Source organism: Flagellimonas alvinocaridis, assembly GCF_004916895.1.
Classification (GTDB): Bacteria; Bacteroidota; Bacteroidia; order Flavobacteriales; family Flavobacteriaceae; genus Flagellimonas; species Flagellimonas alvinocaridis.
The window spans coordinates 259,446-285,577 of sequence record NZ_SNTZ01000002.1 but is presented as its reverse complement, the minus strand read 5'-3'; the positions used below and the strand labels follow the sequence as shown (position 1 = coordinate 285,577).

Below are 26,132 nucleotides of genomic sequence, written 5' to 3'. Positions count from 1 at the left end.
GGTAATTTATCTATTTAACAGGACCGGCAGGAGCCGCTTCCTTAGGATTAACAAAGGCTTTGATCCTTAAGGTTTCAGTGCCTTTTTCTGTGTTGGCTGTAACGGTAATGTTCTTGGTCACCTGATTTTGTCCTGAACCGTTGAATTTTACTACCAATTCGCCTGAATCCCCAGGAGCAATCGGGCTGTTCTTTGGATATTCCGGCACAGTACAACCACAGCTACTTCTTGCATCGGTGATGATCAAGGGGGCATTTCCGGTATTGGTAAACTTGAAAGTAGTCTCTTGTGGAGTTCCTTGGGTTATGGCACCAAAATCGTGCTCAGCCTTTTCAAAGCTCATTACGGGAAGCTGTTTTTGAGCTTCGTCCCTTGAAGTTGCATTTTCCACATTGTCGGCAACTATTTTGTTGGATGCCTTGTCTTTGCAGGAAACACTGATCATGGCAACAACCATGATCAAACTAAAAACTGTTGTTATTCTTTTCATGATAAAAATTTGTTTTTCCAAAAATACTCAAATATTGTTTATTGTAATCCTCTACCTATTTTTTGTAGTCTTCCGTCAGATTTATACTCTTTGGCCAACTTGTCCAAAACCCCATTTATGAAAATACTGCTCTTTGGTGTGGAATACTCCTTGGCGATCTCCAAATACTCGTTTAAGGTTACTTTCTCCGGAATGGAAGGAAAGTTGAGCAACTCACAGATGGCCATTTTTAAGATGATCAGATCTATTTCGGCTATACGGTCATTGTCCCAATTGGGAGTTTTCCCCTCAATTTCCTTTTCCCATTTGGCATCATTGAGCAAAGTCTTGGTCAAAAGGTCATTTGCAAAAATCATATCCTGTTGGTCTTTGAGCAAGGAGGGTAGAAAAAAACGATTCCCTGAAGCTTCGGTTGCTTTTCGAAGTCGTTTGGACAAAAAAGTGTTCACAATGGGGAAATCATCGACCCAAGTGAGTTTATCATCCTCAAAATATTCATAAATCTTCTCATTCGGGGCAATTATTTCCTTAAAAAGCTGTGCCACCACTTCCCTATCGTCTTCATATCCATCCTTTCCATTGGTCATGTATTCTTTGTATATCTCACTGGAAACGACCTCTTTGTACAGAATCTTTACATACTCATCGTTCAAGTACCAGTTGTTCAATTTTCTTTTGGAAAGTTCGTCTTTCAGGAGTTCATTTTCAGCAATTTGAAGCAATAACCTGTTCTTCACAAACTTTTCCCGATCGGGATACTTATCTTCCTCAGTGGCAAGGTACTTTTTGGAAGCATGACTGGCATGTTTGGCCGCCAAACGCTGTAATTCGGCCAAAAGGCTTAGAATCAGCAAATAGAGCACGTACATATTTTCAATACTAACTCTTAGGAATTTTTCCTGTTTCTGCAAGGAGTCGTCCTTGGATTGGACCAGTGCGTAGATGCACTGCATCACTTTTACTCTGATATGCCTTCTGGTAAGCATTTTTAAAGAACTTTTAAAGTCATTGATTGGCTTTCACAGCGCAAAAATAGTCTTATATTTCAATGTGGCCTACCAAAGTTGTTTTCTTATCAGTTTTATAACATTTATTTTCGGGCCAATGGTATATCTTTGTTCGATTGTCAATCATCAGACGTTCTAAAAACCACCTTCCCTCTTATGAAGGAACTGAAACACCTTAATAAATACTTCAAAAAATATTGGTTTAAGTTATTGATGGGGGTGTTGATCACCATCATTGCTAGATTGTTCTCTTTGGTCTTACCCCATTACGTGAACAATTCCATCCAAATTGTTGAAAAGTACACTGGAAATACCATTACACTTTCCGAAGCAAAGCAATCTTTGTTCCATTACATATTGATTGTAGTTGGAGCGGCTTTACTTTCCGCTCTGTTCACTTTTTTGATGCGGCAGACCATCATTAATGTATCCCGGTATATTGAATATGACCTAAAGAACGAGGTGTTTGATCACTATCAAATCCTGAACCTTGATTTTTACAAAAAGAATCGTGTCGGGGACCTCATGAACCGTATCAGCGAGGATATCAACCAAGTGCGCATGTACGGCGGACCTGCCATTATGTATGGCATCCAGACCTTCACGCTTTTTGCCTGTTTGATCCCATTAATGTTCATAAAAGCGCCAACCTTGGCTGCTTATACTTTGTTGCCTTTACCTGTTTTATCGGTTTTGATTTATCAGATCAGTAAAATCATCCATAAAAGAAGTACCAAGGTCCAAGAATTCCTGTCAACCCTGTCCACCTTTACCCAAGAATCCTTTTCAGGGGTTTCCGTGATCAAAGCTTATAGCATAGAACCACGGATCAACCAAGAACTTAGGGATTTGGCCACAGAAGGAAAGGACACTAGCATGGCCTTGGCCAAAGTAAACGCTTGGTTTTTCCCCTTGATGGTGCTGCTCATTGGTATTAGCAACACCATTGTTATCTACGTGGGTGGCATGCAATATATAAATGGGCAAATAGAATCTTTTGGAATTATTGCTGAGTTTATCCTATATGTAAACATGCTAACATGGCCTGTCGCCATTGTGGGATGGCTCACTTCCATCATCCAAAGAGCTGAAGCCTCACAAAAACGGATCAATGAATTTTTAACCATACAACCCACCATTAAAAATGAGGTTGTAGCGTCTACACCTATCAAAGGGGATATTGAGTTCAGGAATGTGTCCTTCACCTATGATGACACCAACATTACTGCCTTGGACAATGTATCCTTTACAATAAAAGCTGGGGAAACCGTTGCTTTTTTAGGAAAAACGGGATCTGGAAAATCCACTATCCTGGATTTGGTGGCCCGCTTGTACGACACCTCTTCGGGCGAGGTTTTGGTAGATGGTATTCCCGTTCAAAAGCTGAACCTGAACAGTCTAAGGAGTTCTATTGGTGCCGTACCGCAGGATGCTTTCCTCTTTTCGGACACCATAGAGAACAACATCCGCTTTGGTGATGAAAATGCTTCATTTGATGAGATTGTAGCTGTGGCGAAGAAAGCCGTTGTGCATGAAAACATTGAGGGTTTTGCCAAGAAATACAATACTATACTAGGTGAGCGGGGTATAACCCTTAGTGGTGGACAGAAGCAACGGGTCTCCATAGCGCGGGCGTTGCTCAAAGACCCCCAAATTTATCTTTTTGATGACTGCTTGTCCGCCGTGGATACCGAAACTGAGGAAGAAATCCTGAACAATCTCAAACGGGCATCCCAAAACAAGACCACCCTGATAGTAAGTCATAGGGTATCATCTGCCAAGAATGCCGATAAGATTATTGTGTTGGAAAATGGCAAGATTATTCAAGAAGGCACCCATGATCAATTGAACAATGTTGATGGTTATTATAAAGAACTCTATATCAACCAGCTTTCAGGGAAAGAATAATAAAAAAGTTGCTGAATTAGCTTTTTTTTTACATTTTTGGTAGAATTATACAACAAAGCAACTAATTACAACAACAGACCACATGGGCGAGAAAGATATCATGGATCAGGAAGAAATTTACTCCAAAGTCTTACGGGCCGGGAGAAGAACTTACTTTTTTGATGTAAGAAGCACAAAGGCCGGTGATTATTACTTAACCATTACGGAAAGTAAAAAATTTACCCATGATGATGGCTCCTTCCACTACAAAAAGCACAAAATCTATCTGTACAAAGAAGATTTTACCGCTTTCAAGGAAATTATGGAAGAAATGATGGATTACATCATTGACGAAAAGGGCCAAGAGGTAATTTCCGAACGTCATCAAAAGGATTTTAAAAAAGAAGAAAACGACATTAGTGAAAATGGAACTGCCCCAGGTAGTTTTACCGATGTTGATTTTGATGACATTTAATTGGGATATCATCCTAAAAAAACATTAAAACGACCTTCACAATGTAGGTCGTTTTTTTATTTTTAACCTATGACTAATTCAAGAAGAAACCAATGAAAAATTTCAACTTCCTTTTCCTTGCCATTTTTGCAAGTTTTACCCTTAATGCCCAAGAAGTTACTTTGGACTATTATTTGCCCGATGACATTTCTTATGATTGTACAATCCCAAAACCAGTGGATGTCATTGGCCATGAAGTTGGGGAATGGCACGTGACCCACGACAAATTGATGTTCTACATGCAGACCCTTGCCGCTTCCAGCGACAGAATCACCATTGAAAATCGGGGAACAACTTTTGAGGGAAGACCGTTACTCCTGCTCACGGTGACTTCACCAAAAAATCATCAAAATATAGAGACCATTCGGCAACAGCATGTGGCTCTTTCCGAAGGAAATGCCAATACAGACACCGCCAATATGCCCATTGTGGTCTACCAAGGGTTTTCCATTCACGGAAACGAACCCAGTGGTTCCAATGCGGGATTGGCTTACGCCTATTATCTTGCTGCTGCCCAAGGCCCAGAAATTGAATCTCTTTTAGACAATATGGTCATTCTCATGGATCCCAGTTTCAATCCTGATGGGCTACAACGTTTTGCCTATTGGGCCAACATCCACAAAAGCCAGAACTTAAATCCAGACAACAACGAAAGGGAATACCATGAAGTATGGCCCGGAGGACGTACAAATCATTATTGGTTTGATATGAACCGTGACTGGCTTCCCGTGCAATTGCCAGAGAGTAGAGCCCGAATTGAAACGTTTCACAAATGGTTGCCCAATATTTTGACCGACCACCATGAAATGGGCACTAACTCCACCTTTTTCTTTCAACCCGGGGAACCTACAAGGGTACATCCATTGACACCAAAAATAAATCAGGAACTTACCAAGGAAATTGGAAGCTACCATGCCAAGGCTTTGGACAAAATTGGGTCACTCTACTACTCCGAAGAGAATTATGATGATTATTATTACGGCAAGGGGTCTACCTTCCCCGATGTAAATGGAAGCATTGGCATTCTTTTTGAACAAGGCAGCTCAAGAGGTCATATCCAAGAGAGCGAAAATGGTATTTTAACCTTCCCATTTACCATAAGAAACCAATTTACTACTGCGCTATCTACCATTGAGGCCGCAAAGAATATGCGCACCAAAATTTTGGACTATCAGAAAGCGTTCTATGCAGACCTTCGCAATGAAGCCGCCCGTAGCAAAACAAAGGCCATTATTTTTGGTGACAGCAAGGACGCTTCAAAAACTTGGCATTTGGCCGAAATTCTTAAGAGACATAAGATCAAGTTTCACGAATTAGCCTCTGATGCCACCATTGGTGGGAAAACTTTCAAAAAAGGGCATAGCTATGTAGTTCCGATGAACCAAAAGAATCCAAGACTCATCAACGCCATGTTTGAAAAGCGAACCACTTTTACCGATAGTCTTTTTTATGACATCTCCGCTTGGACCTTTCCTTTGGCCTTCAATGTGGATTACGCAGAACTTAGTTCCCTGTCCAATGCAGGACCTGAGGTTATGGATTTTGAAAAACCTTCTGGCGGCGTTGACAAAAAGAGCAGCTACGCCTATGTGTTCGAGTGGCATGAATATTATACACCAAAGGTCTTGAACAAAATTTTGGAAAAAGGATTGAGGGCCAAAGCGGCCATGTCTCCCTTTACCTTGGAAGGAACACGCTATGACTATGGTTCTATCATGGTTCCCGTCCAAAATCAAAAACTGGATTCGGATGGGCTTTATACCTTTTTGAATAAAATTGCCCAAGAAAGTAGCATTAAAATTAATGGTGTTTCAACAGGCTATACCCAAGGCATAGATTTGGGAAGCAATGATTTTGAAGCCCTGAAAAAGCAGAAAGTTGCCTTGTTGATAGGAGATGGCACGCGTTCCTACGATGCCGGGGAAATCTGGCACTTGTTCGATACGCGCTACGACATGAAAATCACAAAAATAGACACCCGTTATTTCAACAGTGCGGATCTTGATTCGTACACTGCATTGATTCTTCCAGGAACTGGTTGGGGCGGCAGTAATCTATTGGATAAAAAAGGTGCCGAAAAGGTTAAGGAATGGGTAAAGAACGGGGGTACCGTGATTGGCTACCGAAACACGGCCAATTGGTTTAAAAGCAACGAATTCATAGATTTAGAGCTACGCAAGGATACTTTGGTCGCCAAAAACATTCCTTTTGATCAAAAACAGGATTTTCAAGGAGCCCAAGTTACAGGTGGCGCCATCTTTGAAGCCATATTGGATAGATCACATCCCATTAATTATGGTTACAAAAACGACAGATTGGCCCTATTCAGAAATACCAACATCTATTTGAACCCAGAAAAGAACAGCTATGACAACCCGATTCAGTACACCAATAATCCGTTGTTGAGTGGTTATATTTCGGAAGAAAATGCAGAACTCATCAAAAATAGTGTTCCATTCAAGGTAAAACGAATGGGTAAGGGAAGAGTGGTATTGTTTACAGACAACACCAACTTCAGGGCATTTTGGTATGGCACCAACAAGCTTTTGATGAACGCCATTTTCTTTGGACACATGATGTAAGGGATGTTGTAGTGCATCCACTAATGGAAAGAGTCATCCAAAAATGAACAATTATGGCTAGAACCCCAAGCAATATGTTGCCACTGGGCACCAAAGCTCCAGATTTCAAATTAAGGGACACTGTTTCTGATAAAATCCTTTCTTTATCAGATTTGAAAGGAGAAAAAGGAACCGTGGTCATGTTCATTTGCAATCATTGCCCCTTTGTGATTCATGTAAACCCAATGATATCCAAACTTGGCAAGCAATACCAAGCCCATGGTATTGGTTTTGTGGCGATTTCCAGCAACGATGTGGTTAATTATCCTCAGGATGCCCCGCATCTTATGAAAGAAAATGCCAGGGAAATGGAATACACGTTTCCTTATCTCTATGATGAAAGTCAGGAAGTGGCCAAAGCATACGACGCAGCCTGCACGCCTGACTTTTATCTTTTCAATTCTGGTTTGGAATTGGTGTACCGAGGACAATTGGACGATTCAAGACCGGGAAATGGCTTGCCACTCACCGGGTCCGACCTCCAAGATGCCATGGATGCCATTTTAACCGGGAAGCAAGTAAACATAGATCAGAAGCCTAGTATTGGCTGCAATATTAAATGGAAGTAGATGAAAATCAGTCCAAAAGAGGCCCTGGAAGAACTATCGACCAAAAATTCCCGCTTTTTGACCTTGTTTCAGCACGGCAGTCTGTCCGTTGAAATTTACAAACCAGAAAAAGTCGATCTACAACAACCCCATTCCAGGGACGAGGTGTATGTAGTAATTTCTGGAAGTGGTGAGTTTTTGAACAATGGAAAGAGAACCACTTTTTCGGTTGGGGATTTCTTGTTTGTGCCTGCAGGAGTGAAACATCGGTTTGAAAATTTTACTGATGATTTTGCCACATGGGTATTATTCTATGGTCCTGAAGGAGGAGAAAGCGACATATGAACAATCTTGTTGTTTTGGAGACCGTGGATGCTTCCACACTGGAAACGTATATCTCCGTTGGGAAAAAATCTTATCGGGAACACTACCTCCATCTGTGGGAAAATGAAGACCCTACTCCTTATATTTCCATTGGCTTTACCAACACTATTGTAAGTGCAGAGTTAATGGACCCCAACGTAACCAATTACCTTGTAAAAATGGGTCAGGATATTGTTGGCATCGTAAAATTGGTGAAGAACAAAGGGGTGGATGAATTTCCTGATGAGACATCACTCAAAGCAGAAAAAATCTATCTGCTCAAGGCATTTTCTGGAAAAGGATTGGGTAAAAAGGTGCTTCAGCTTATCGAAAAAGAAGCCATCGACCTAAAAAAGAAAGTGGTTTGGCTAGATACCATGCAAAAAGGAAAACCCTTGCAATTTTACCTTAAAAATGGCTTCAAAATAAAAAGAGAAAGTGAACTTACCATTATTGGGGCAAAACCTTCAGAAAAAGCCATGTACATTTTGACAAAACAACTTTGATTTACCAGCCTTGACGTTCCAAAAGATTTTTAATATGGGCAAAATGATGGCTGCCGTGCCATGCATAGCGTCCTATGTTTTCCTTTAGTGTTGTCTCCTCATTACCATCGGGGTGCGTAAACTTGCATTGTAAATCTTCCTCTGTAAGGCCTTTTAAAAGATGTACAAGCTTGGCATGTACCACTTTTAAGTGGTCCAAGGACATTTGTATGGGAGCGGTCTTGGAATCAAACAATTCTGCCCAAGCTTTCTCATCATAAGGCTTGATCAACGGATTGTCCTCGGTAAGTGCCCATTTAAATCGAATATAGCTATGATGGTGACTATCCGAAATATGGTGTATCAACTGCCTCACCGTCCAACCATCTGGGCGATAAGGAGTCTCCAATTGTTCCTCGGAAAGTGGATTGACCATATTTGCCAAGCGCTCGGGAAGATATTCCAAAATAGCAATCCATTCATCCAAATTTTGTTGCGTGATCGGTTCTGGAATCTGATAGTGCCCGATGGGATACCGAAGTTGTTCCAATTGTTCTTTTTCCATACATCAAAAATAATGAACTCTTGCATGCAAACACAAATCACACGACTACAAAGTATAAGTGCAGCATAGAATTTTAATACACTTTTAACGCGCTGAAAAACCAACAATTAATTTATCTACTAATTTTGTAGGATACTATTATTTTTAATCTAAAAACAAAATACAAATGGCCACACTACGATTGGGCGATACCGCTCCTGATTTCACTGCCGTAACTTCTGAGGGCACATTGAACTTTTACGATTATCTTGGTGATGGTTGGGGCATTCTTTTCTCCCACCCTGCCGATTTTACTCCGGTTTGTACAACAGAGTTGGGTACTGCCGCCAAGTTTAAGGACGAATTTGATAAGCGCAATGTTAAAATGATGGCTTTGAGTGTTGATGGTGCCGAATCCCACAAGGAATGGATAAAGGACATCAACGAAACACAGCAAACAGTAGTCAATTTTCCTATTATTGCGGACGAGGACAGAAAAGTATCCGACCTATATGATATGATTCACCCAAATGCCAACGACACCCTTACCGTTCGTTCGGTATTCATTATTGGGTCTGACAAAAAAGTTAAGTTAATATTGACCTATCCCGCTTCAACAGGAAGAAACTTTTACGAGTTGCTGAGGGTCGTGGATTCCCTTCAGTTAACGGCAAACCACAAAGTGGCCACTCCTGCTAACTGGAAAAATGGGGAAAAAGTAGTGGTAAGTCCTGCCATACCCACCGAAGAGGCCAAACAAATCTTTTCCCGTGGCGTTGAAGAAGTTAAGCCTTATTTGCGGTTAACTCCAGACCCAACAGCATAGTTATTTACAAGAAAAAAGCATAAAAAGCCTAATTATCAATAAATTAAATGTACTTTCGCTGCTCAATTAATTTTTTTAGTATTTATTATGAGTAAAGGAACAGTAAAATTCTTCAATGATTCAAAAGGTTATGGTTTTATCACTGAAGAAGGTTCAGAAACAGATCACTTTGTACACGTTTCAGGTTTGATCGACGAAATTAGAGAAGGTGATGTTGTAGAATTTGAACTACAACAAGGTAAAAAAGGATTAAACGCCGTAAACGTGCAAGTTATTGATTAAGGCATAAACGTACTTTTTTATAGATCAAAAACCCGGACAATTGTCCGGGTTTTATTTTTTTAAAAATTCCACGCAACCTCTTTTCTTTTTACTATCTACTCTAAAACACCGTTCCCCATAACCATTAAACAACAAATACCATGACCGCTTTTTTTTGGATACTCCTCATCCTTTTTATCATCAATGCATTATTGCTCATTGTAAGTGCCATTGGTTCCAAAAAGGGTTCTTAAAATAAGGGACTCTCAACGGAGAATAGAGTAAGTTTTTAAAATTAAAGGCAATAGAGTAGGGTTTTCTTACGTTGAATTGTTATCAATAAAAAGACAAAAATCCAATATGGGCACATTCTTTACCGTTTTACTTCTATTACTGGTTGTCAACTTTGGTGTACTGTTGATCAGTAGCAAAAGCACAAAATAAAAAAGCTCCCTTTTTTAAGGAAGCTTTTCCAGTATCATTGAATTAAACTCATGTTATTTCACATCCATCAGTTCCACATCAAATATCAAAGTGGCGTCTGGTGGAATAACACCTCCAGCTCCAGCACTTCCATACGCCAAGTGCGATGGTATTACAAATCTGGCCTTATCACCTACCTGCAACAATCCTATCCCTTCATCCCATCCAGGAATTACTTGGCCAACACCAAGGCTAAAATCAATAGGTTGATTTCTTTTATAGGAAGAATCAAAAACCTGCCCGTTGGACAAACAGCCTTCGTAGTGTACTGAAACGGTACTCCCTTTTTGGGGCTTGGCACCACTTCCCTTTTGAATAATTTTATAGCGTAGTCCGCTGTCGGTCTTGTCAAAACCAGCAGCCAACTCCTCCATCTCCGCTTCTGCCTTGGCTTTAGCTTCCGCAATTCGTTTTTCACGGGCACCCTCAAAAGTCCTGAAAGCCTCAATGGCATTCCAATTTTGGGCAGCATCTCCTACTCTGACTATTTCCAAACTTTCAATAGCATCTCCTTGAGCAATGGTATCCACAACTTCCTGTCCATGCTCCACATGTCCGAAAACTGTATGCTTATTGTCCAACCAAGGTGTGGCCACATGGGTAATAAAAAATTGGCTCCCATTGGTACCAGGACCAGCATTGGCCATAGAAAGTACCCCCGGTCCTTCATGGGTCAATTCCGGATGAAACTCATCATCAAACTTATACCCAGGGTCTCCAGTTCCAGTACCTTCCGGACAGCCTCCTTGAATCATAAAATCAGCAATAACTCTGTGGAATTTCAACCCATCATAGTAGGGTTTACCTTGTGGTTTTGCCGAATTTTCCATATTTCCTTCTGCCAAAGCCACAAAATTACCCACAGTACCCGGGGTTTTATCATAAGTAAGCTTCACCAATATTTCACCTTTGGAGGTATTGAATTTCGCGTAGATTCCGTCTTGCATATCTTCTGATTATAAATTATTCGGATGTTATATTTTCCAAGGATGCAAAGGTAGGGGTTTTAAAGAGCATTACCTTGAATAGATGGTTTTTTGGGAAATAGAAAGTATTTTTATACCTATATGCAACCATCAAAACCTCAGTAAAGATTCTTTCGAAAATTTGATACATGACAAATACAATGAACTGGAGCGCCTTATTTTTATGCGCCATGCTATGCGTTACCACCACATATGGCAAAAAAGGTACAGCCCGAAGTGTCTTTCCCATAAAAACGCTCCTCTTTAAGGTTACCAGCCCCAATACCCAAAAAACTTCTTATTTGTTTGGGACGCACCATGCGTTTGGAAAACAGTTCTTTGATTCCCTCACATCAGCCAATGAATTTTTGGCGACTTCGGACCTATTAATAAAGGAAAATCTGAATGTACCTGGGCAAATGGCCGAGGATATCATTAACCACCGTGAAGTGGAAACCAAGTGGAATCAGTACTTGGACAGAGAAGATTTACAATGGGTCCAACGTATTTTTGCATCAAGCAAAATGGACTTCAACAAATTGACGCCGACCGAGCTTCACGTGTTCTTGAACCGCTATTTTAAAGAACGAATCTGTTTGTCAAAAGATACTGAAGCCAATTATCTTTCCCTGGATGATTACATAGGCACCAAGGCCCAAAATCTAAACATTCCCCTGTTGGGATTGGAAACCACGGAAGAACAAATCAATCTTATCAACAAAGATGTGGAAGGCATGCCCAAAAGAGTCCATAAAAAAAGACTTGCAGGTATCATGGACAAAATAAAATCCAAAAATAAAGATGGTTGTGGAGAAGTGGATTGGTACGCCAAAATGGATATTGATTACCAATGGAACCGTCCTTGCACCAATACTTTGATCTTGACCAATAGAAACAAGGCATGGATGAAAACTATAGAGAGCAAACTACAAACCAATAACTGTTTTATTGTGGTAGGGTTAAGCCATCTTATGTATGAATGTGGGTTGATACCCCAGTTAAAGGCTTTGGGCTATACCGTAACCCCGGTAGCACCAAACTAATGCCATGTCATAAATTTAAAATCATACAATATGAAAGACCCTTGGTTAAAACGATGGGACGCACGATATAGCAACACTGCATACGCCTTTGGGGAAAAACCCAATGAGTATCTGCGCGAACAATTGGAAAAGCTTCAGCCTGGGAGCATCCTCTTTGCCGCTGAGGGTGAAGGCCGCAATGCCGTGTATGCCGCCAAATTGGGTTGGACCGTTTCCGCATTCGACATCAGTACGGAAGGACGGAAAAAAGCATTACAGCTTGCCGAAAAGAACAAAGTATACTTGAACTATGAGGTGGGGCAACTACCCGACCTTGCATATACCGAAGGGCAATTTGATGCCATTGTACTGATCTATGCCCATTTTCCGGCCTCCATTAAGTCCACATACCACAAACTGCTCAGCGCCTATTTACGCAAGGGTGGGACGGTAATTTTTGAGGCTTTTGGGAAAAAACATCTGCCCTATCGGGAGAAAAACCCCAAGGTGGGCGGCCCTAGGGACTTGGAAAGCCTCTTCTCCATGGAAGAATTGCTCCAAGATTTTACGGATTATGAAATCATTGAGCTTGTGGAAAAGGAAGTTGAGCTCAACGAAGGACTTTACCACTCGGGAACTGGTTCGGTGGTGCGGTTTGTGGGACGGAAAAAATAAAATAACCAAATCACTCTTTTTTGAAACTGGAAACCCTGAACTTAGACCAAAAACCTGCCGGATGACAAAAATCACCTCGAAGCCCAACTGCGGAAACTCTCCCAAAATGGCATTTTTGAAAGAATTCAATAGTGCGTTTGTCAAAGCCAATGTGAAATTCCTTCTGGACAGTGTAACGGATGATATCGTCTGGACCATTGTTGGGAATGGAAAAATAGAGGGAAAAGAGCAATTTGCCGATGCATTGGAACAAATGACCACCGAAAACATATCGGAATTGATCTTGGACCAAATCCTTAGCCACGGAAAAGAAGGGGCTGTACGCGGGACCATGGTGATGCGGAACGGAAAGCAGTATGCCTTTTCGGACTTTTATGAGTTCAAAGGGGCCAAAGGCGAAAAGATCAAGAGCATGACCTCCTACGTCATCAAACTATAAAACGAACCGCAGAGATACTACAAGGAATGAAATCGAACATTGAAACCATAAAGGATTTGTACCAAGACTTCTCCAAAGGAGATACCAACGCCATAAAGGAAAAATTTGCCCTGGACATTGAATGGATCCAAATGAAGGGCTTTCCCAATGGAGGGCACCATATTGGGTTTGATGCCATTCTCAAAAACGTGTTCCAGAATTTTGGGGAGAACTGGACCTCTTGGACCGCAACCATTGACGAATATGTGGATGTAGGCGAATCGGTCTTTGCCATTGGACAGTACAAGGGCACTTATGGCAAAACGGGAAAATCCATGACCGCGGATTTTGCCCATCGGTATGTCCTGAAAAACGGAAAGATCACCAAGTTTACCCAATATACGGACACCAAGTTGGTGGCTGATGTGATGCAATGATCTCCTTAAAACCTAAAAAGCTCCAGCAAGGGAACTTCCAGAACTTGGGCAATTTCATATAAAGTGTAGACCGTTGGATTTACCCTCCCATTTTCAATCTTCTCCAAAGCTTGCCGGTCTTTACCACAAGCATATGCCAAATCGGCTTGCCGCAACCCCTTTTCTTCCCGGAGTTGGACCAACCGCTTTCTGAGTTTCATTTTTAGCTCTTCTTTGTCCACAAAACAAATATCAACTATTGAAATGGAAATTGTGTCATACAAAAGTTTGACAAATCAAATTAATTTATTGACTGTCATATAATTATATGACATTTTAAAGATTTATCGTTCAGAAAAAAGCTTTCCCTTGTTATTTTGGAGCAGGATCCCGACCAATCCACCTCATAGGATCCAAACTATTCCCAAACATGCATATAGCCTACAAACGCCTCCCCGAAATTGAAAATTCGCAGCTCATTGCCTTGATGAACCATCCCTTGGTCCGCCGCCAAATGCCCTTGCTAAAAGAAAATTTCACCGAGGAGCACTGCAAGGCCTTTATCACCGCCAAGGAACAACTGTGGCAGGAACACGGGTACGGACCATGGGCCTTTGTGGTAGATGGCACGTTTGCAGGTTGGGGCGGCCTACAGCCCGAAAATGGGGAGGCCGATCTGGCCTTGGTCCTCCATCCGGATTATTGGGGACTGGGCAAAAGCTTGTATAAAGGCATCATTAAAAAGGCTTTTGGGGAGATGGGACTGCCCTCGGTAACCGTATTGTTCCCGCCCACGCGCACCCGCGTACAAGGTTTGCTTCGCTTGGGGTTTGTAAGGGAACGTGAGCTTCATGTGGGCAATGAACGGTTCATCAGGTATCGCTTATGGAACCCAAATGCGGTAGAATCCCATAAGTCTTAAATTTCTGGAAATCTCATAAATTTTGCCGATTTTTATAGGATTGTTTGTACCTATTTTACAGTTGTATGGGGAAAAGAAAAAAGCAGGCGAAAATTTTACGGGTTTTTAGAAAAGTGCACCGTACCACAGGTGCCTTTTTATTTGTATTCTTCTTTTTCATATCGGTCTCCGGCCTGTTGCTCGGCTGGAAAAAGAACACTGCAGGGATGATCCTTCCCGAGTCGCAAAAGGGCACTTCCACCGATCTACGGGACTGGCTCCCAGTGGACAGCCTACATACCGTTGCCTGCAATACCTTGCACAACTCCGTTTCGCCCCAACTTTCCTTGGAACTGGACCGCATTGATATGCGAAAAGACAAGGGCATGGTAAAGTTTGTCTTTGTGGATGAATACTACGAGGTACAGTTGGATGGTGCCACGGGCAATGTGCTTTCCATTGGCCAGCGCCGTTCAGACTTTTTGGAAAAAGTACACGACGGCTCCATTCTGGACCGTTATCTGGGAACTTCGGGAGTGATAAAATTGGTGTATACCAGTATGATGGGCACTTCACTCTTGTTGTTCACCATCACAGGTTTTTGGTTGTGGTACGGCCCCAAAAGAATGAAAAAGACCACAAAGTCCAAACTTGTGTCGACTTCAAAGACAGGTTAAATGGTCATTTTGGTATATTAGGCGTATGATCCAACCCTAAATACCTCTATTATGACCAAAGGACGAATGGAAGCTTTCAGCGATGGCGTACTGGCCATCATCATCACCATCATGGTTTTGGAAATCAAGGTTCCCCACGGAGAGGAATTCACGGACCTTGTTCCTTTGATCCCAGTTTTTTTGAGCTATGTGCTCAGTTTTATCTATTTGGGCATCTATTGGAACAACCATCACCATATGATGCACACGGTAAAAAAGGTCACGGGAAAGGTACTTTGGGCCAATCTGCATCTTTTGTTCTGGCTCTCCTTGGTTCCCTTTGTAACAGGGTGGATGGGCGAAAACCATTTTTCGGAAAACCCTATTGCCCTATATGGTGTCATCCTTTTGATGGCAGCACTGGCGTATTTCTATCTACAGTACACTATCATTAAAACACAGGGAGAGGACTCCGTATTGAAAAAAGCCGTGGGCAAGGACCTGAAGGGCAAGCTTTCCCCCATTCTGTACCTTATTGGGATTGCTTTTGCCTGGATTACACCATGGGTATCAGGAGCTATGTTCGTCCTTGTAGCCTTGATTTGGCTCATTCCCGACAAAAGAATCGAACGGATTTTGGAGGGTTGACCCTTGGTTATCCCTTTATTTTTGATGCTGGAATAATACCGTATTTATCCATTAGGTACACCAGACTGGCCATAGAAGCTGCTCCCAGCTCCAGCTCACGTTTGTTCACGTGCTCAAAAGTGTCGTTCTCGGCATGGTGATGGTCAAAATACCGTTGTGAATCGGGTACCAAACCGGCCAGGACAATATCGGGGTTTTTCATGGGGCCAATGTCGGCACCACTAAACCCTTTCACGAACAAATGGATTAAATAAGGTTCAAACAAGCTTTTCCAGCTTTGGATCTGGTCAAAATTTTCATCGGAACAATCCAGTGAAAAACCCCTTGGGGTAAATCCACCTGAATCGCTTTCCAAGGCAAAGACGTGGTTTTCGTTCTTGCTCAAGGCCACTTCGGCATATTTGTTACCTCCGCGGAGGCCGTTTTCCTCATTCATGAACAGCACTACGCGAATGGTGCGCTTGGGTTTGTATCCCGTTTTCTTCAACAATCGAAGGACGTCCATGCTCTGTACGCAACCGGCACCATCGTCATGGGAACCATCACCCAAATCCCAAGAATCCAAATGTCCACCCACGACCATTACCTCATTGGGATAGGTACTTCCCTTGATTTCGCCAATGACGTTATAAGATTGCACATCCTCGTATTGCTTGCAATTCTGCTTAAAATAAAATTTGATGTTGGGATTGAGTTTTAGGGTGGTACTCAACAAATCGGCCCCGTTGGTACTGATGGCCGCCGCAGGAATCCTCTGGGAAACGGGCGTATCGCCATAGCTCATGGAACCCGTATGCGGATAATCATCCGAGCGCAGGTTCATGGAACGTACGATCACACCAAGCGCACCATACTTGGCCGCCTCGGCCGCACCGGAATACCGTTGGTCCACACAACCAGAATACGATGCGAAAGTGCTTATCAGCGTAGGGTCCATAGGTCGATTGTAAAAGACAATCTTTCCCGCTATTTTATCCTTGCCCAATTTTTGAAGGTCTTCTATCCCCTGAACCTCAACAATATTGGCCTTTAGGCCACCATCTGGCGTGGCCACGGAACCTCCCAAGGCACAAATGGGCATGTTGGTAGTGAGTCCGGGTTTGGTTTCCATATAAGCAAACTCCGGGAGTCCCCTTACCCATTTGGGTACCATTACGGGCTGTAACCATACTCTATCTAACCCTAATGAATCCAACTGGCCTTTGGTGTACTCAACTGCCTGTTGTGCCTGTACTGACCCAGACAAACGACCACCAATCTGGTTCGAAAGGTAATCCAACCATTCGTACGCCTGCCCATCAGTTAAGGCTTTGTCGTATATGGCCTTTATTTGCTTTTCGTCATCGGATTGTGAAAAAAAAGGGGTGCTTGCCAGCAAAAGGGTTAAAAACAGTACTAATCTCATGGGGTTTCTTTTTCCAGTTCTTGTTTAAAGGTTTCTAAATTAGCCTTTATTTTATCATCGAGCTCGGGTTCCTCGATATCTTTGTACTTTTTTAACGCTTCCAGCATTACGGATGCCACAATGACACGGGCCGCCTCTTTATTGTCTGCCGGAACCACAAACCAAGGTGCATGTTCCTTGGAGGTTTTGTTCAAGGCCTCTTCATAACATTTTTGATAGTTATCCCATAGTTTGCGCTCTTCAAGGTCACCTGGGGAAAATTTCCAGTTTTTTCGCTTTAAATGGATTCTGCGCAATAAACGTTGACGCTGTTCTTCTTTGGAGAGGTGTAGAAAAAACTTAAAGATCACCGTCCCATTTTCGGCCACATGCTTTTCAAAATCATTGATTTGTCTGTAACGTTTCTCCCAAAAGGCATCATCTATATCGGAAACCGATTCCACTCCGGGTATATTCTCCCCTAAAATGTATTCGGGATGCACTTTGGTGACCAGTACATTCTCATAATGGGTCCTGTTGAATACGGAAAACTTGCCCCGTTCTGGCAGTGCAATGTAATGTCGCCATAGATAGTCGTGTCTCAATTCCAACGGTGTGGGTACCTTAAAACTATGCACTACCACCCCCCGAGCATTAAAGTCTTTGAAGACTTCCCTGATCAAGCTATCCTTTCCTGCGGTATCCATGCCCTGTAGGCATACCAAAACTCCATATTTACCATGGGCATACATGGTATCTTGGAACTCTCCTAAATCCTTCCTGATTGACTTGAGTTCCTTTTTCAACTCTTTTTCTGACGCTCCAAAATCCTGATATGTAGCTCTTTGGGATAAATTAAACCCTTCTTCTACTTTATATGTATTCGTATTGATTTTTTCCATGGGATTGAATATAGTCCATTTTGAGCACTCTTTCAACCCAAAAAAGACTGCTATTCATCGACACTTTTACCACTCATGGATGAAGATTGCTTTTTTATCGATCTTATTCGTAACGGCCTCACCCCTGTCCTAATTTAGTGGGAATCAAAGACGCTACGTCCCAAATCAAATGCGTTATGAATACTAGAAAGATTATCCTACTTATAGTCTTTGTCATAGGTATACTTGGCCTATGCTTAATGGTTTCATTTAGAGGCACAAATGCCTGTGAATATGCCAATTCCAACCTTGAATACATCAAAAGCAAAATACAGGATGCCGTTGTTTCCAAAGACATGGAAATGGCCAAATACCATGCATACAAGGCGTTGAATGGCATTGAAAAAACCCGATCCAATTTTTTGGACTGCGGATGCGAGGGAACCATTGAAAGTCTGGAGAATGCCCTAACTGAGCTTAAAACTGCTACTAAGGCCGAGTCTTTAAAGACTTCCAAAAAATCATTGCACCGAGCTTTGGAGAACACCTTGATCGGCATTAAAGTGCTACGGGTTTTTGAACAAGAGCATATAAGCTCTTACGGTAACTCTACTTTGGTCATGAACACCAAGGAAGCGTTGGAAAACCAACATGGAATGTTCCTGACGCATGAAAATATGGTAAAGCAGCAGGTACACAATTGCCTTTTAGGGTTTGAATCCTCTTTGGAAAAAGTGGTTCAAGAGGTAGATTGTGAGGAAGCGCAACGATTTGTGAGCAATATTTATGAGGAATCAAGGTTGGTCCTGCTCAACACCGAATTGTCGGCCCACAAGAAAGAATACCATCAGCGGGTAAAGAACCTTACCAAAGATGCACTTTCACGTTTGGATAAATGTGGCGCTTTGGAATGATTATTTACTGGCAAAGAGCTTAACGTCCTCTTCGGACACTTCCTTGCCCCCAAGAATAATCAAACGTTCAACCACATTACGTAGCTCCCTAACATTTCCGGTCCAGTCATACCCTTTAAGAAGTTCGGTGGCCTTTTTTGAAAACTCCTTGGGAGCTGTTCCTTGTTCGGATGCTATTTTCTTGGCAAAATGTTCTATCAGTATAGGAATATCGTCCCGTCTATCATTCAATGCAGGTACTTTTATTAGGATGACCGCCAAACGATGGTAAAGGTCCTCTCTAAACTTTCCGTCCTCTATCTCCTTTTTTAAATCCTTGTTGGTAGCTGCCAACACGCGAACATCTACTTTAATGTCCTTATCGGAACCTACCCTGGAAATCTTGTTTTCTTGCAACGCTCGAAGTACCTTGGCTTGTGCCGACAAGCTCATATCGCCAATCTCGTCCAAAAATATAGTGCCTTTGTTAGCAGCCTCAAACTTGCCTGCCCGATCCTTAACAGCAGAAGTAAAGGCGCCTTTTACATGGCCAAACAATTCACTCTCTATCAATTCGGATGGAATAGCAGCACAGTTCACCTCAATAAAAGGTGCTGCGGACCGTGGACTTTTTTGATGTAGCCAATGGGCCACCAATTCCTTTCCTGTACCATTAGATCCTGTGATCAGTACGCGTGCATCGGTGGGGGCCACCTTTTCAATCATATCCTTAATGACTCCAATTTCTTCGCTATTGCCCACCATCTCATAATTCTTGGAAACCTTCTTTTTAAGGATTTTATTCTCTACCACCAACTCTTTTCGATCCAAGGCATTCCGTACCGTAGTAAGCAATCTGTTTAAGTCTGGTGGCTTGGAGATATAGTCAAAGGCACCCATTCGCATTGTATTCACTGCGGTATCCAAATCGCCATGCCCAGAAATCATAATGAAAGGAATCTCAGGTTTTATTTTTTTTGCGGCCTCCAATACCTCAACACCATCCATTTTTGGCATTTTTATATCACAAAGGACCAAATCAAAGTCTTCTTTCTTTATGGTCTCTATCCCACTAAGTCCATCTTCTGCTTCTTGAACACTATAAGAATCACTTTCCTCGACTAAAATTTTCACTAAAACCCTTCTAATGGCTGATTCGTCCTCTATTACCAGAATTTTTGACATACGCTTTTTTTAAAAGATTCCTATTTTGAAGCCAGTCCTAATATAAAAATTTGCCTCGTCATTCAGCAAAAAAACATCTCCTTGATCGTCATTCCTTAACTTTCCTTCCTGTTCGAAAGAACGACCAGCCATAACAAAAATGGATGTGTTCTTGGATAGGTTGTACTGATATCCCAGCGTACCCACCAGAGCGGTCAATGATATTTTGGATGCAACTTGATCATTGGGCAAAACAATATTGTTCTGGACATTTATAAAATACCCATCCAAGAACAATGCCAAGTCCACTGAATGTTTTTTGTTGATGTAATGCTTAAAGCTTGAACGCGGTATTCCAAGCGTGTAAGACCACTTTGGATGAAACTTTCTATAATAATTTATCAAAGGTAACGGAACAGGGATACCGGTGGTACTGTTATAGGTGAGCCCCAGAACTATTCTATATGGCCGGTCTGCATTGGGGCGTTCTTTCCAAAATGCGGCTGTCGCATTCAGGAAAAAATCATCGGTGAGGGACCCACTGGTAAAATTAGAGGCCATTCTTGGGGTAAGAATGGAGACGAAGTTCCAATTCTCGTTCCATTTGGTAATGAATCCCAAATTCATGTCAATGACATGAAACCGAATCAGTTCGCTCTTATCAAATGGAAAGTCTTGGGAATAGCCCACATCAAAGCGGTTGTATTCCATGCCGGTAATAAGGTAATCTTTCTTTGCATTAACCTGTATGGGCAGATTAAAGAGGAACTTATACCGCTGGGTTTTTATTCCAGAATCGTTTTCGGGGATATTCAAGTATTCCACTCTGAAAATATCGGTGCTTTGGGCGAATGCTTTTGGCCCACAAAGTATGGCTAGGGACGCCAAGCACCCCCAAAGTATTGAACTGCAGGTTGAGGTTTTTATCTTGCTTAAGTTTTTTGCTGAATAATATGTACATCTCGTTGCGGAAACGGAATGCTTATGCTGTTTTCTGCGAACTTGGAATTGATTTTATATCTCATTTCGCTTTTGATCCTAGGGTCGCTGAAACTGTCGTTGGTAAAAAAATGTATAGAGAACATAAGGGCCGAGTCTCCAAAGTCATCAAACAACACAAATGGTTTTGGGTTTTTAAGGATTTGCTTTTGTTCGGCGGCCACTTGTTCCAAAATTTGGGTAACCAACTCCACATTACTTCCATACGCCACCCCAACACTTACCCTCTCACGTGTGGTACGATGATTTTGGGTATAGTTGAACATGATATCACTGATGAACTTGTGGTTTGGAATGATAACTACCTTATCATCTCTGGTAATGGCCCTTGTAGTCCTGAGCTTTATTTCGAATATCTTGCCCACCTTACCTTGAACCTCAACAATATCACCAACCTGAAGAGACTTGTCCACTATAATGAAAATACCCCCAAGAATGTCTTTGAACAATTCCTGAAGTGCCAATCCCAAACCTACAAAGAGCGCAGCCGATGCGGTGATGATCAACGTAATATCTATCCCGGCACCACTCAAAGTGACCAAGATCACCACCAGATAAATTACATAATTGGTGAACTTGAAGACACTTGAAAACTTTTGCTTGTCTTCCCGCTCCATCTTATGGGTGAGCAAATATCTGACCCACTTTAAGACAAACTTGGCCACAATAATGGTAATGGTCAGTAAGAGAAGAAGTCCCAAGGTCAGGTTAATGGATTTTTCTCCCTCACCAATATGAAATCCAAGATTGAGGAACTCCTTGATGGAACCCCATATATCTTCTTGGATGATTTCCTTTATCTCATTATCAGTTTGCATGTTCGTTTAATATCGTAACCATTTGATCAATTCTTTGTAGGTTGGCTTTTTACCGTACATCAATATCCCAACTCTATAAATTTTCGCGGCAAGGGATACAATTCCCAGAAAAGTAACCACCAACAAAGCTATGGATGCCAACAATTGCCATAAAGGTACACCACCTTCCCCAATTCCACCAGGTAATCGCATCAACATGACAATTGGCGAGGTCAGTGGAAACAATGAAAAGCCAACCGCAATGGGTCCATGCGGATTGCTAAAAACAGAGAAGAACCCCACATAAATGGCCAACATGAGTGGCAAAATAATGGGGAAAATAAATTGTTGGGTATCGGTCTCATTGTCCACTGCGGCCCCAATGGCAGCATATATTGAACTGTAAATCAGGTATCCCAAAATAAAGTAGATAAAAAAAGAAACTATCAACAACCCCCATGGAATATCCAATATTTCCTTTGTATAAATCATCATCTCGCTGTCCATGGTTGCCAATTGGGACATTTCATTCATTGCACCTGGCGGCATATTGGTATTGCCTGCCATGGCTCCAAGGTCTATACCCAACAACACTACCGCCAAGAACAGTAATATCGAAGCGGATATCAACCAGATGGTAAACTGGGTAATTCCCGCCAAAGATGTACCTATGATCTTGCCCAGCATCAATTGGAAGGGTTTTACGGAGGAAATAATCACCTCAATGATCCTGCTGGTCTTTTCTTCTATTACGCTCCGCATTACAAAACCACCATAAATAATAATGAACATCATAATGGCATAACCAAAGCCGCCACCAATGAAAGCTTTAATTTCATTGATGCCCTTCACACTCTTTTCACCATCAAAAGTAGCCAGTTGAAGGTCAAAAGGCTGTTCCACCAGTGAAAACTGATCTTGTGAAACCCCTAGTTTTTTCAATCTTTCTTGCCGTAACTTTCTTTGAAAAATGCCTTCCAAGTGCTGCGTAATCTGTGTGCTTGGATTGTCCTTTGTGTACAAATGGGCAGATTCCGCCACTTGTTCCCCATCCTCGCCATAAGGGAGGTGCAATAGTCCGTAATACCCCAAAGCACTTATGGAGTCTTTGGCTTCATCCAAACTCAACCCATCCAAATGAATATAGGAGATATGCTCTGTGGGCTTAAACTCCTGTTGAAAAAAAGCACTCTCATTAAGAATGGAAATGACTCTCTTTTCATTATCATTTATCTTGGTAAGGTAGGCTATCAATATGATCATCCCCACAATCAAGAGTGGGCTTAGTATGGTCATGACAATAAAGGTCCTGTTCCTCACCTTCGCCAAGTACTCCCGCCTTATGATCAGTCCTAATTTACCTATCATTGTCCTTGTTGTTTACGGTTTGTATAAAAATATCATTGGCCGACGGAATGGTTTCCTCAAAACGGTTCACATTGGCCATTTTGGATAGTTCGGAAAGTATTTCGGCAGTATGGGAAGAGGGCAATTGTACTTTAAAATCCAATTGTTTTTCCACATTATCGAAACCCGAGGACAGTATATGGTACTTTTCGTTCAGTTCCTGGATCAACTTTTCTGCATTTTCCTGGGTCTGCAGCCCTACATTGAAAATGTTGTTTTTGTATGCTTTCTTTATGTCAGAGAGTTTTCCGTCAAGGATTTTTTCCGATTTATGAATCAGGGCGATATATTCACATAGTTCTTCAACAGATTCCATTCTGTGGGTAGAAAAGATGATCGAGGTTCCTTTTTCCTTGAGTTGAAGAATCTCATCTTTGATGATATTGGCATTTATGGGGTCAAACCCGCTGAAAGGTTCATCAAAAATCAACAATTTTGGGTCGTGAAGAACAGTTACAATAAATTGAATCTTCTGTGCCATTCCCTTTGACAGTTCCTGGATTTTCTTGTTCCACCAGTCGCCAATATTTAGACGGTCAAACCAATACTTTAATTTTTCCTTGGCCTCACTTTTGGATAGCCCCTTTAATTGGGCCAGATAAAGGGCTTGCTCCCCTACCTTCATGCTCTTGTATAGACCGCGCTCCTCTGGCAAGTACCCTATATGTGCTATATGATGTTGTGCCAATGGTTCACCATCGAACAAAATTTCCCCAGAATCCTGATGGGTAATCTGATTAATTATCCGGATGAAAGAGGTTTTACCCGCACCGTTGGGTCCCAAAAGACCGTAGATGCAATTTTTGGGTATATTGAGTGAAATGTTGCTCAATGCGGTATAGTTTCCATATGTTTTGGAAACATTTTTGGCAACAAGGATGTTCTCCATGCATTCTATTTTTTCAAAGATATGTATTTGCCCAATACGATCAAATCCCCTTAAAACAAAAACCCACCCTTAAAAATTTCAAGGATGGGAAAAAAATTGCTATGAAAAAGAAAATTAGATATTGGTCACCCAACATCAGTTTCAAATATACGTTTTTTATTTAAACAGCAAGTTTTTTCTTCTTATGAGAACATATCTTTTACCTTTTCAAAAAAGGATTTGTCCGATTTTTCAGGCTTTGGCACAAAATTTTCGTCATTTTGCATTCGTTCAAAAAACTCCCGCTGTTCCTTATTTAGTTCCTTCGGAGTCCATACATTGACGTGCACCAACAAATCGCCACTACCATAACCATTAATGCTGTTGATTCCTTTCCCCCTCAATCTCAAAATCTTACCGGATTGGATTCCAGGTTCCAATTTTATTCGCACTTTGCCTCCAATAGCATCTATTTCCTTGGAACTGCCCAGTACGGCTTCCGAAATACTGATGTATAAATCGTAGTGAAGGTTATCCCCTTCCCTTTTGAGCGTATCGTGTTCAATGGTCTCTATCGCTACCAATAAATCTCCTGGGATTCCATTTCCAGGCGCCCCGTTTCCTTTTCCGGACACCTTTAATTGCATACCGTCTTCAACCCCTGGCGGAATTTTAATGGAAATGGTCTCCTCTTCTACTTTAAGTCCTTGGGCATCAGCCCCAGCAGGACGTTTGTCTATGGTTTGACCAGAACCGCCACAGGTATTACAGGTGGTAGCGGTCTGCATTCTACCCAAAATGGTATTGGTAATCTTGGTGATTTGCCCAGAACCGTTACAAGTGGGACAGGTTTTGTAGGTGACCCCATCGGCCTGCACCTTTCGTCTCACCTTAACTTTCTTCTCTACCCCGTTGGCAACCTCTTCCAAGGTAAGTTTTACCCGAATACGCAGATTACTTCCCTTGACCCTACGCTGTCCGCCACCGCCAAATCCACTGAAACCACTAAATCCACCACCAAATGCACTTCCAAAGATATCTCCAAACTGACTGAAAATATCATCCATGTTCATACCTCCTCCGCCAAATCCAGCGCTACCATCAAAGGCTGCATGGCCAAACTGATCGTACTTTGCGCGCTTGTCCTGATCGCTCAAAACCTCATAGGCTTCGGCCGCTTTCTTGAACATCTCCTCTGCCTTGGCATCCCCAGGGTTCTTGTCCGGGTGAAATTCAATAGCTTTCTTTCTGTAAGCCTTTTTTATTTCTGCGGCGGATGCTCCTTTGGAAACACCTAATATTTCGTAATAGTCCTCCTTCATACACTGCTAGTTAGTTGCCAACGACCACCTTGGGGTGTCGAATGATACGGTCTCCAAGCTTAAAGCCTTTTTCAACCACATCTATGATTTTACCTTTCAATTTTTTGTTGGGTGCCGGGATTTGGGTTATGGCATCGTGGACTTCAGCATCAAAAGTATCGCCTTCGCCAACCTCTATCTGTTCCAAGCCCTTATTTTTAAGCGTTTCCTTAAACTTATTGTTGATAAGCTCCACGCCTTTGAACATTTCTTTGTCCTCAGATTTGGAAAGTTCTTTCAAGGCACGATCAAAATCATCCAAAACGGGCAATAGAGATACCATAACTTCTTGGCCCGCCGTCTTAAAAAGATCCATGCGTTCTTTGGAAGTTCTCTTTTTAAAGTTTTCGAACTCGGCAAAAAGTCTTAAAAACTTATCTTTCTCCTTGGCCAACTCCCCACGTAGTTTGTCTTCCTCCGAAGCTTCCACATTTTCTCCTTTGTCCCCAGCATTATCCATATTCTCATCGTTCAGCTCAGGATTTTCAACAGTTTGGGCCTCTTCTTGGTACCCTTCCATTTCCTCAACCTTACTTTTCTTGCTCATATATGTCTATTTTATTCTCTTTTTGAAGTGGCAAAAGTACTGCCAATTGCTCGAAAATGTCAAAATGTCACAACAAAACCTAAAAAAATCCGCTAAAGCGG

The 26,132-nt window shown here is 42.0% G+C and carries 30 protein-coding genes; 16 read left to right on the top strand and 14 right to left on the bottom strand.

All coding sequences use genetic code 11. The annotated features are described in order from the left end of the window. Positions 1 to 10: 10 nt before the first annotated feature. Together EZV76_RS06615 and nusB are read right to left on the bottom strand one after the other, a co-directional pair. A complete protein-coding gene (locus tag EZV76_RS06615) occupies positions 11 to 490 on the bottom strand; it encodes a DUF1573 domain-containing protein (RefSeq protein WP_136565808.1) in 480 nt (159 codons plus the stop codon). Positions 491 to 528: 38 nt separating this feature from the next. After that, positions 529 to 1,476: a transcription antitermination factor NusB gene (gene nusB / locus EZV76_RS06610; protein ID WP_136565807.1), complete on the bottom strand. Its 948-nt coding sequence runs from the start codon at positions 1,474 to 1,476 to the stop codon at positions 529 to 531. A 177-nt stretch (positions 1,477 to 1,653) separates the two neighbouring features. Between nusB and EZV76_RS06605 the strand changes: the two genes are divergently transcribed. The 6 genes from EZV76_RS06605 (at position 1,654) to EZV76_RS06580 (ending at position 7,936) form a co-directional block, all read left to right on the top strand. Then, positions 1,654 to 3,405 carry an ABC transporter ATP-binding protein gene (locus EZV76_RS06605; protein WP_136565806.1) on the top strand — a complete coding sequence of 584 codons (1,752 nt, stop codon included), beginning with the start codon at positions 1,654 to 1,656 and terminating at the stop codon, positions 3,403 to 3,405. Between the two features lie 82 nt (positions 3,406 to 3,487). Further along, a complete protein-coding gene (locus EZV76_RS06600) occupies positions 3,488 to 3,859 on the top strand; it encodes a PUR family DNA/RNA-binding protein (RefSeq protein WP_136565805.1) in 372 nt (123 codons plus the stop codon). Between the two features lie 92 nt (positions 3,860 to 3,951). After that, entirely contained in the window at positions 3,952 to 6,480 is a 2,529-nt protein-coding gene (locus EZV76_RS06595; RefSeq protein ID WP_136565804.1) for a M14 family metallopeptidase, read from the top strand. A gap of 53 nt (positions 6,481 to 6,533) precedes the next feature. Continuing rightward, positions 6,534 to 7,088, top strand: coding sequence for a thioredoxin family protein (locus EZV76_RS06590; RefSeq protein ID WP_136565803.1), 555 nt, complete (start codon positions 6,534 to 6,536; stop codon positions 7,086 to 7,088). Continuing rightward, positions 7,089 to 7,412, top strand: a complete 324-nt coding sequence (locus EZV76_RS06585) for a cupin domain-containing protein (protein WP_136565802.1) — start codon at positions 7,089 to 7,091, stop codon at positions 7,410 to 7,412. Next, positions 7,409 to 7,936 (top strand): GNAT family N-acetyltransferase, encoded by a 528-nt coding sequence (locus EZV76_RS06580; RefSeq protein WP_136565801.1) that lies wholly within the window; start codon positions 7,409 to 7,411, stop codon positions 7,934 to 7,936. Before EZV76_RS06585 ends, EZV76_RS06580 begins: the two co-directional genes overlap by 4 nt. Before the next feature lies 1 nt (position 7,937). Here the strand turns inward: EZV76_RS06580 and EZV76_RS06575 are convergent, their stop codons facing one another. Then, positions 7,938 to 8,480: a YfiT family bacillithiol transferase gene (locus tag EZV76_RS06575; RefSeq protein ID WP_136565800.1), complete on the bottom strand. Its 543-nt coding sequence runs from the start codon at positions 8,478 to 8,480 to the stop codon at positions 7,938 to 7,940. A 166-nt stretch (positions 8,481 to 8,646) separates the two neighbouring features. On the opposite strand from EZV76_RS06575, the gene EZV76_RS06570 reads away from it, so the two are divergent. Both EZV76_RS06570 and EZV76_RS06565 read left to right on the top strand, forming a co-directional pair. After that, the gene (locus EZV76_RS06570) at positions 8,647 to 9,285 is read left to right on the top strand and encodes a peroxiredoxin (RefSeq protein WP_136565799.1); all 639 of its coding nucleotides are present in this window, start codon (positions 8,647 to 8,649) and stop codon (positions 9,283 to 9,285) included. Between the two features lie 87 nt (positions 9,286 to 9,372). Further along, positions 9,373 to 9,567 (top strand): cold-shock protein, encoded by a 195-nt coding sequence (locus EZV76_RS06565; RefSeq protein WP_136565798.1) that lies wholly within the window; start codon positions 9,373 to 9,375, stop codon positions 9,565 to 9,567. Positions 9,568 to 10,043: 476 nt separating this feature from the next. Here the strand turns inward: EZV76_RS06565 and EZV76_RS06560 are convergent, their stop codons facing one another. Continuing rightward, on the bottom strand, positions 10,044 to 10,976 hold the full coding sequence (locus tag EZV76_RS06560) for a peptidylprolyl isomerase (protein WP_136565797.1): 933 nt from the start codon (positions 10,974 to 10,976) through the stop codon (positions 10,044 to 10,046). Between the two features lie 167 nt (positions 10,977 to 11,143). Between EZV76_RS06560 and EZV76_RS06555 the strand changes: the two genes are divergently transcribed. The 4 genes from EZV76_RS06555 (at position 11,144) to EZV76_RS06540 (ending at position 13,546) form a co-directional block, all read left to right on the top strand. Continuing rightward, a complete protein-coding gene (locus tag EZV76_RS06555; protein ID WP_201741831.1) occupies positions 11,144 to 12,037 on the top strand; it encodes a TraB/GumN family protein in 894 nt (297 codons plus the stop codon). A gap of 30 nt (positions 12,038 to 12,067) precedes the next feature. Beyond that, positions 12,068 to 12,691, top strand: coding sequence for a class I SAM-dependent methyltransferase (locus tag EZV76_RS06550; protein ID WP_136565796.1), 624 nt, complete (start codon positions 12,068 to 12,070; stop codon positions 12,689 to 12,691). Between the two features lie 61 nt (positions 12,692 to 12,752). After that, positions 12,753 to 13,130 (top strand): nuclear transport factor 2 family protein, encoded by a 378-nt coding sequence (locus EZV76_RS06545; RefSeq protein ID WP_136565795.1) that lies wholly within the window; start codon positions 12,753 to 12,755, stop codon positions 13,128 to 13,130. Positions 13,131 to 13,156: 26 nt separating this feature from the next. Further along, entirely contained in the window at positions 13,157 to 13,546 is a 390-nt protein-coding gene (locus tag EZV76_RS06540) for a nuclear transport factor 2 family protein (protein ID WP_136565794.1), read from the top strand. A 5-nt stretch (positions 13,547 to 13,551) separates the two neighbouring features. Here the strand turns inward: EZV76_RS06540 and EZV76_RS06535 are convergent, their stop codons facing one another. Beyond that, positions 13,552 to 13,746, bottom strand: coding sequence for a helix-turn-helix transcriptional regulator (locus tag EZV76_RS06535; RefSeq protein WP_236640870.1), 195 nt, complete (start codon positions 13,744 to 13,746; stop codon positions 13,552 to 13,554). A gap of 209 nt (positions 13,747 to 13,955) precedes the next feature. On the opposite strand from EZV76_RS06535, the gene EZV76_RS06530 reads away from it, so the two are divergent. The 3 genes from EZV76_RS06530 (at position 13,956) to EZV76_RS06520 (ending at position 15,730) form a co-directional block, all read left to right on the top strand. Beyond that, positions 13,956 to 14,447, top strand: a complete 492-nt coding sequence (locus EZV76_RS06530) for a GNAT family N-acetyltransferase (protein WP_136565793.1) — start codon at positions 13,956 to 13,958, stop codon at positions 14,445 to 14,447. A 65-nt stretch (positions 14,448 to 14,512) separates the two neighbouring features. Continuing rightward, on the top strand, positions 14,513 to 15,103 hold the full coding sequence (locus EZV76_RS06525) for a PepSY domain-containing protein (RefSeq protein WP_136565792.1): 591 nt from the start codon (positions 14,513 to 14,515) through the stop codon (positions 15,101 to 15,103). A gap of 51 nt (positions 15,104 to 15,154) precedes the next feature. Next, the gene (locus tag EZV76_RS06520) at positions 15,155 to 15,730 is read left to right on the top strand and encodes a TMEM175 family protein (protein WP_136565791.1); all 576 of its coding nucleotides are present in this window, start codon (positions 15,155 to 15,157) and stop codon (positions 15,728 to 15,730) included. Positions 15,731 to 15,737: 7 nt separating this feature from the next. Here EZV76_RS06520 and EZV76_RS06515 read toward each other — a convergent pair whose 3' ends face one another. Further along, positions 15,738 to 17,135, bottom strand: a complete 1,398-nt coding sequence (locus tag EZV76_RS06515; RefSeq protein ID WP_136565790.1) for a M20/M25/M40 family metallo-hydrolase — start codon at positions 17,133 to 17,135, stop codon at positions 15,738 to 15,740. Further along, positions 17,132 to 18,016, bottom strand: a complete 885-nt coding sequence (locus EZV76_RS06510) for a PPK2 family polyphosphate kinase (protein ID WP_136565789.1) — start codon at positions 18,014 to 18,016, stop codon at positions 17,132 to 17,134. The genes EZV76_RS06515 and EZV76_RS06510 overlap by 4 nt, the downstream gene beginning before the upstream one ends. A gap of 176 nt (positions 18,017 to 18,192) precedes the next feature. Here EZV76_RS06510 and EZV76_RS06505 point away from each other — a divergent pair, with 176 nt between their 5' ends. Further along, positions 18,193 to 18,909 carry a hypothetical protein gene (locus tag EZV76_RS06505; RefSeq protein ID WP_136565788.1) on the top strand — a complete coding sequence of 239 codons (717 nt, stop codon included), beginning with the start codon at positions 18,193 to 18,195 and terminating at the stop codon, positions 18,907 to 18,909. Here EZV76_RS06505 and EZV76_RS06500 read toward each other — a convergent pair whose 3' ends face one another. The 7 genes from EZV76_RS06500 to EZV76_RS06470 all read right to left on the bottom strand — a co-directional run bounded on the left by EZV76_RS06500 (position 18,910) and on the right by EZV76_RS06470 (position 26,031). Continuing rightward, complete coding sequence (locus EZV76_RS06500) at positions 18,910 to 20,073, bottom strand: sigma-54-dependent transcriptional regulator (RefSeq protein WP_136565787.1); 1,164 nt, start codon at positions 20,071 to 20,073, stop codon at positions 18,910 to 18,912. It lies immediately after the preceding gene. Positions 20,074 to 20,082: 9 nt separating this feature from the next. After that, positions 20,083 to 20,940 carry a DUF6268 family outer membrane beta-barrel protein gene (locus EZV76_RS06495; RefSeq protein WP_236640869.1) on the bottom strand — a complete coding sequence of 286 codons (858 nt, stop codon included), beginning with the start codon at positions 20,938 to 20,940 and terminating at the stop codon, positions 20,083 to 20,085. A gap of 44 nt (positions 20,941 to 20,984) precedes the next feature. Then, positions 20,985 to 21,869, bottom strand: a complete 885-nt coding sequence (locus EZV76_RS06490; protein WP_136565785.1) for a mechanosensitive ion channel family protein — start codon at positions 21,867 to 21,869, stop codon at positions 20,985 to 20,987. Between the two features lie 6 nt (positions 21,870 to 21,875). Further along, positions 21,876 to 23,213, bottom strand: a complete 1,338-nt coding sequence (locus tag EZV76_RS06485) for an ABC transporter permease (RefSeq protein WP_201741838.1) — start codon at positions 23,211 to 23,213, stop codon at positions 21,876 to 21,878. Beyond that, complete coding sequence (locus EZV76_RS06480; RefSeq protein WP_136565783.1) at positions 23,206 to 24,144, bottom strand: ABC transporter ATP-binding protein; 939 nt, start codon at positions 24,142 to 24,144, stop codon at positions 23,206 to 23,208. Before EZV76_RS06480 ends, EZV76_RS06485 begins: the two co-directional genes overlap by 8 nt. A 182-nt stretch (positions 24,145 to 24,326) precedes the next feature. Next, a complete protein-coding gene (gene dnaJ / locus EZV76_RS06475) occupies positions 24,327 to 25,445 on the bottom strand; it encodes a molecular chaperone DnaJ (protein WP_136565782.1) in 1,119 nt (372 codons plus the stop codon). 10 nt (positions 25,446 to 25,455) lie between these two features. Beyond that, positions 25,456 to 26,031, bottom strand: coding sequence for a nucleotide exchange factor GrpE (locus tag EZV76_RS06470; protein ID WP_136565781.1), 576 nt, complete (start codon positions 26,029 to 26,031; stop codon positions 25,456 to 25,458). Positions 26,032 to 26,132: the final 101 nt, after the last annotated feature.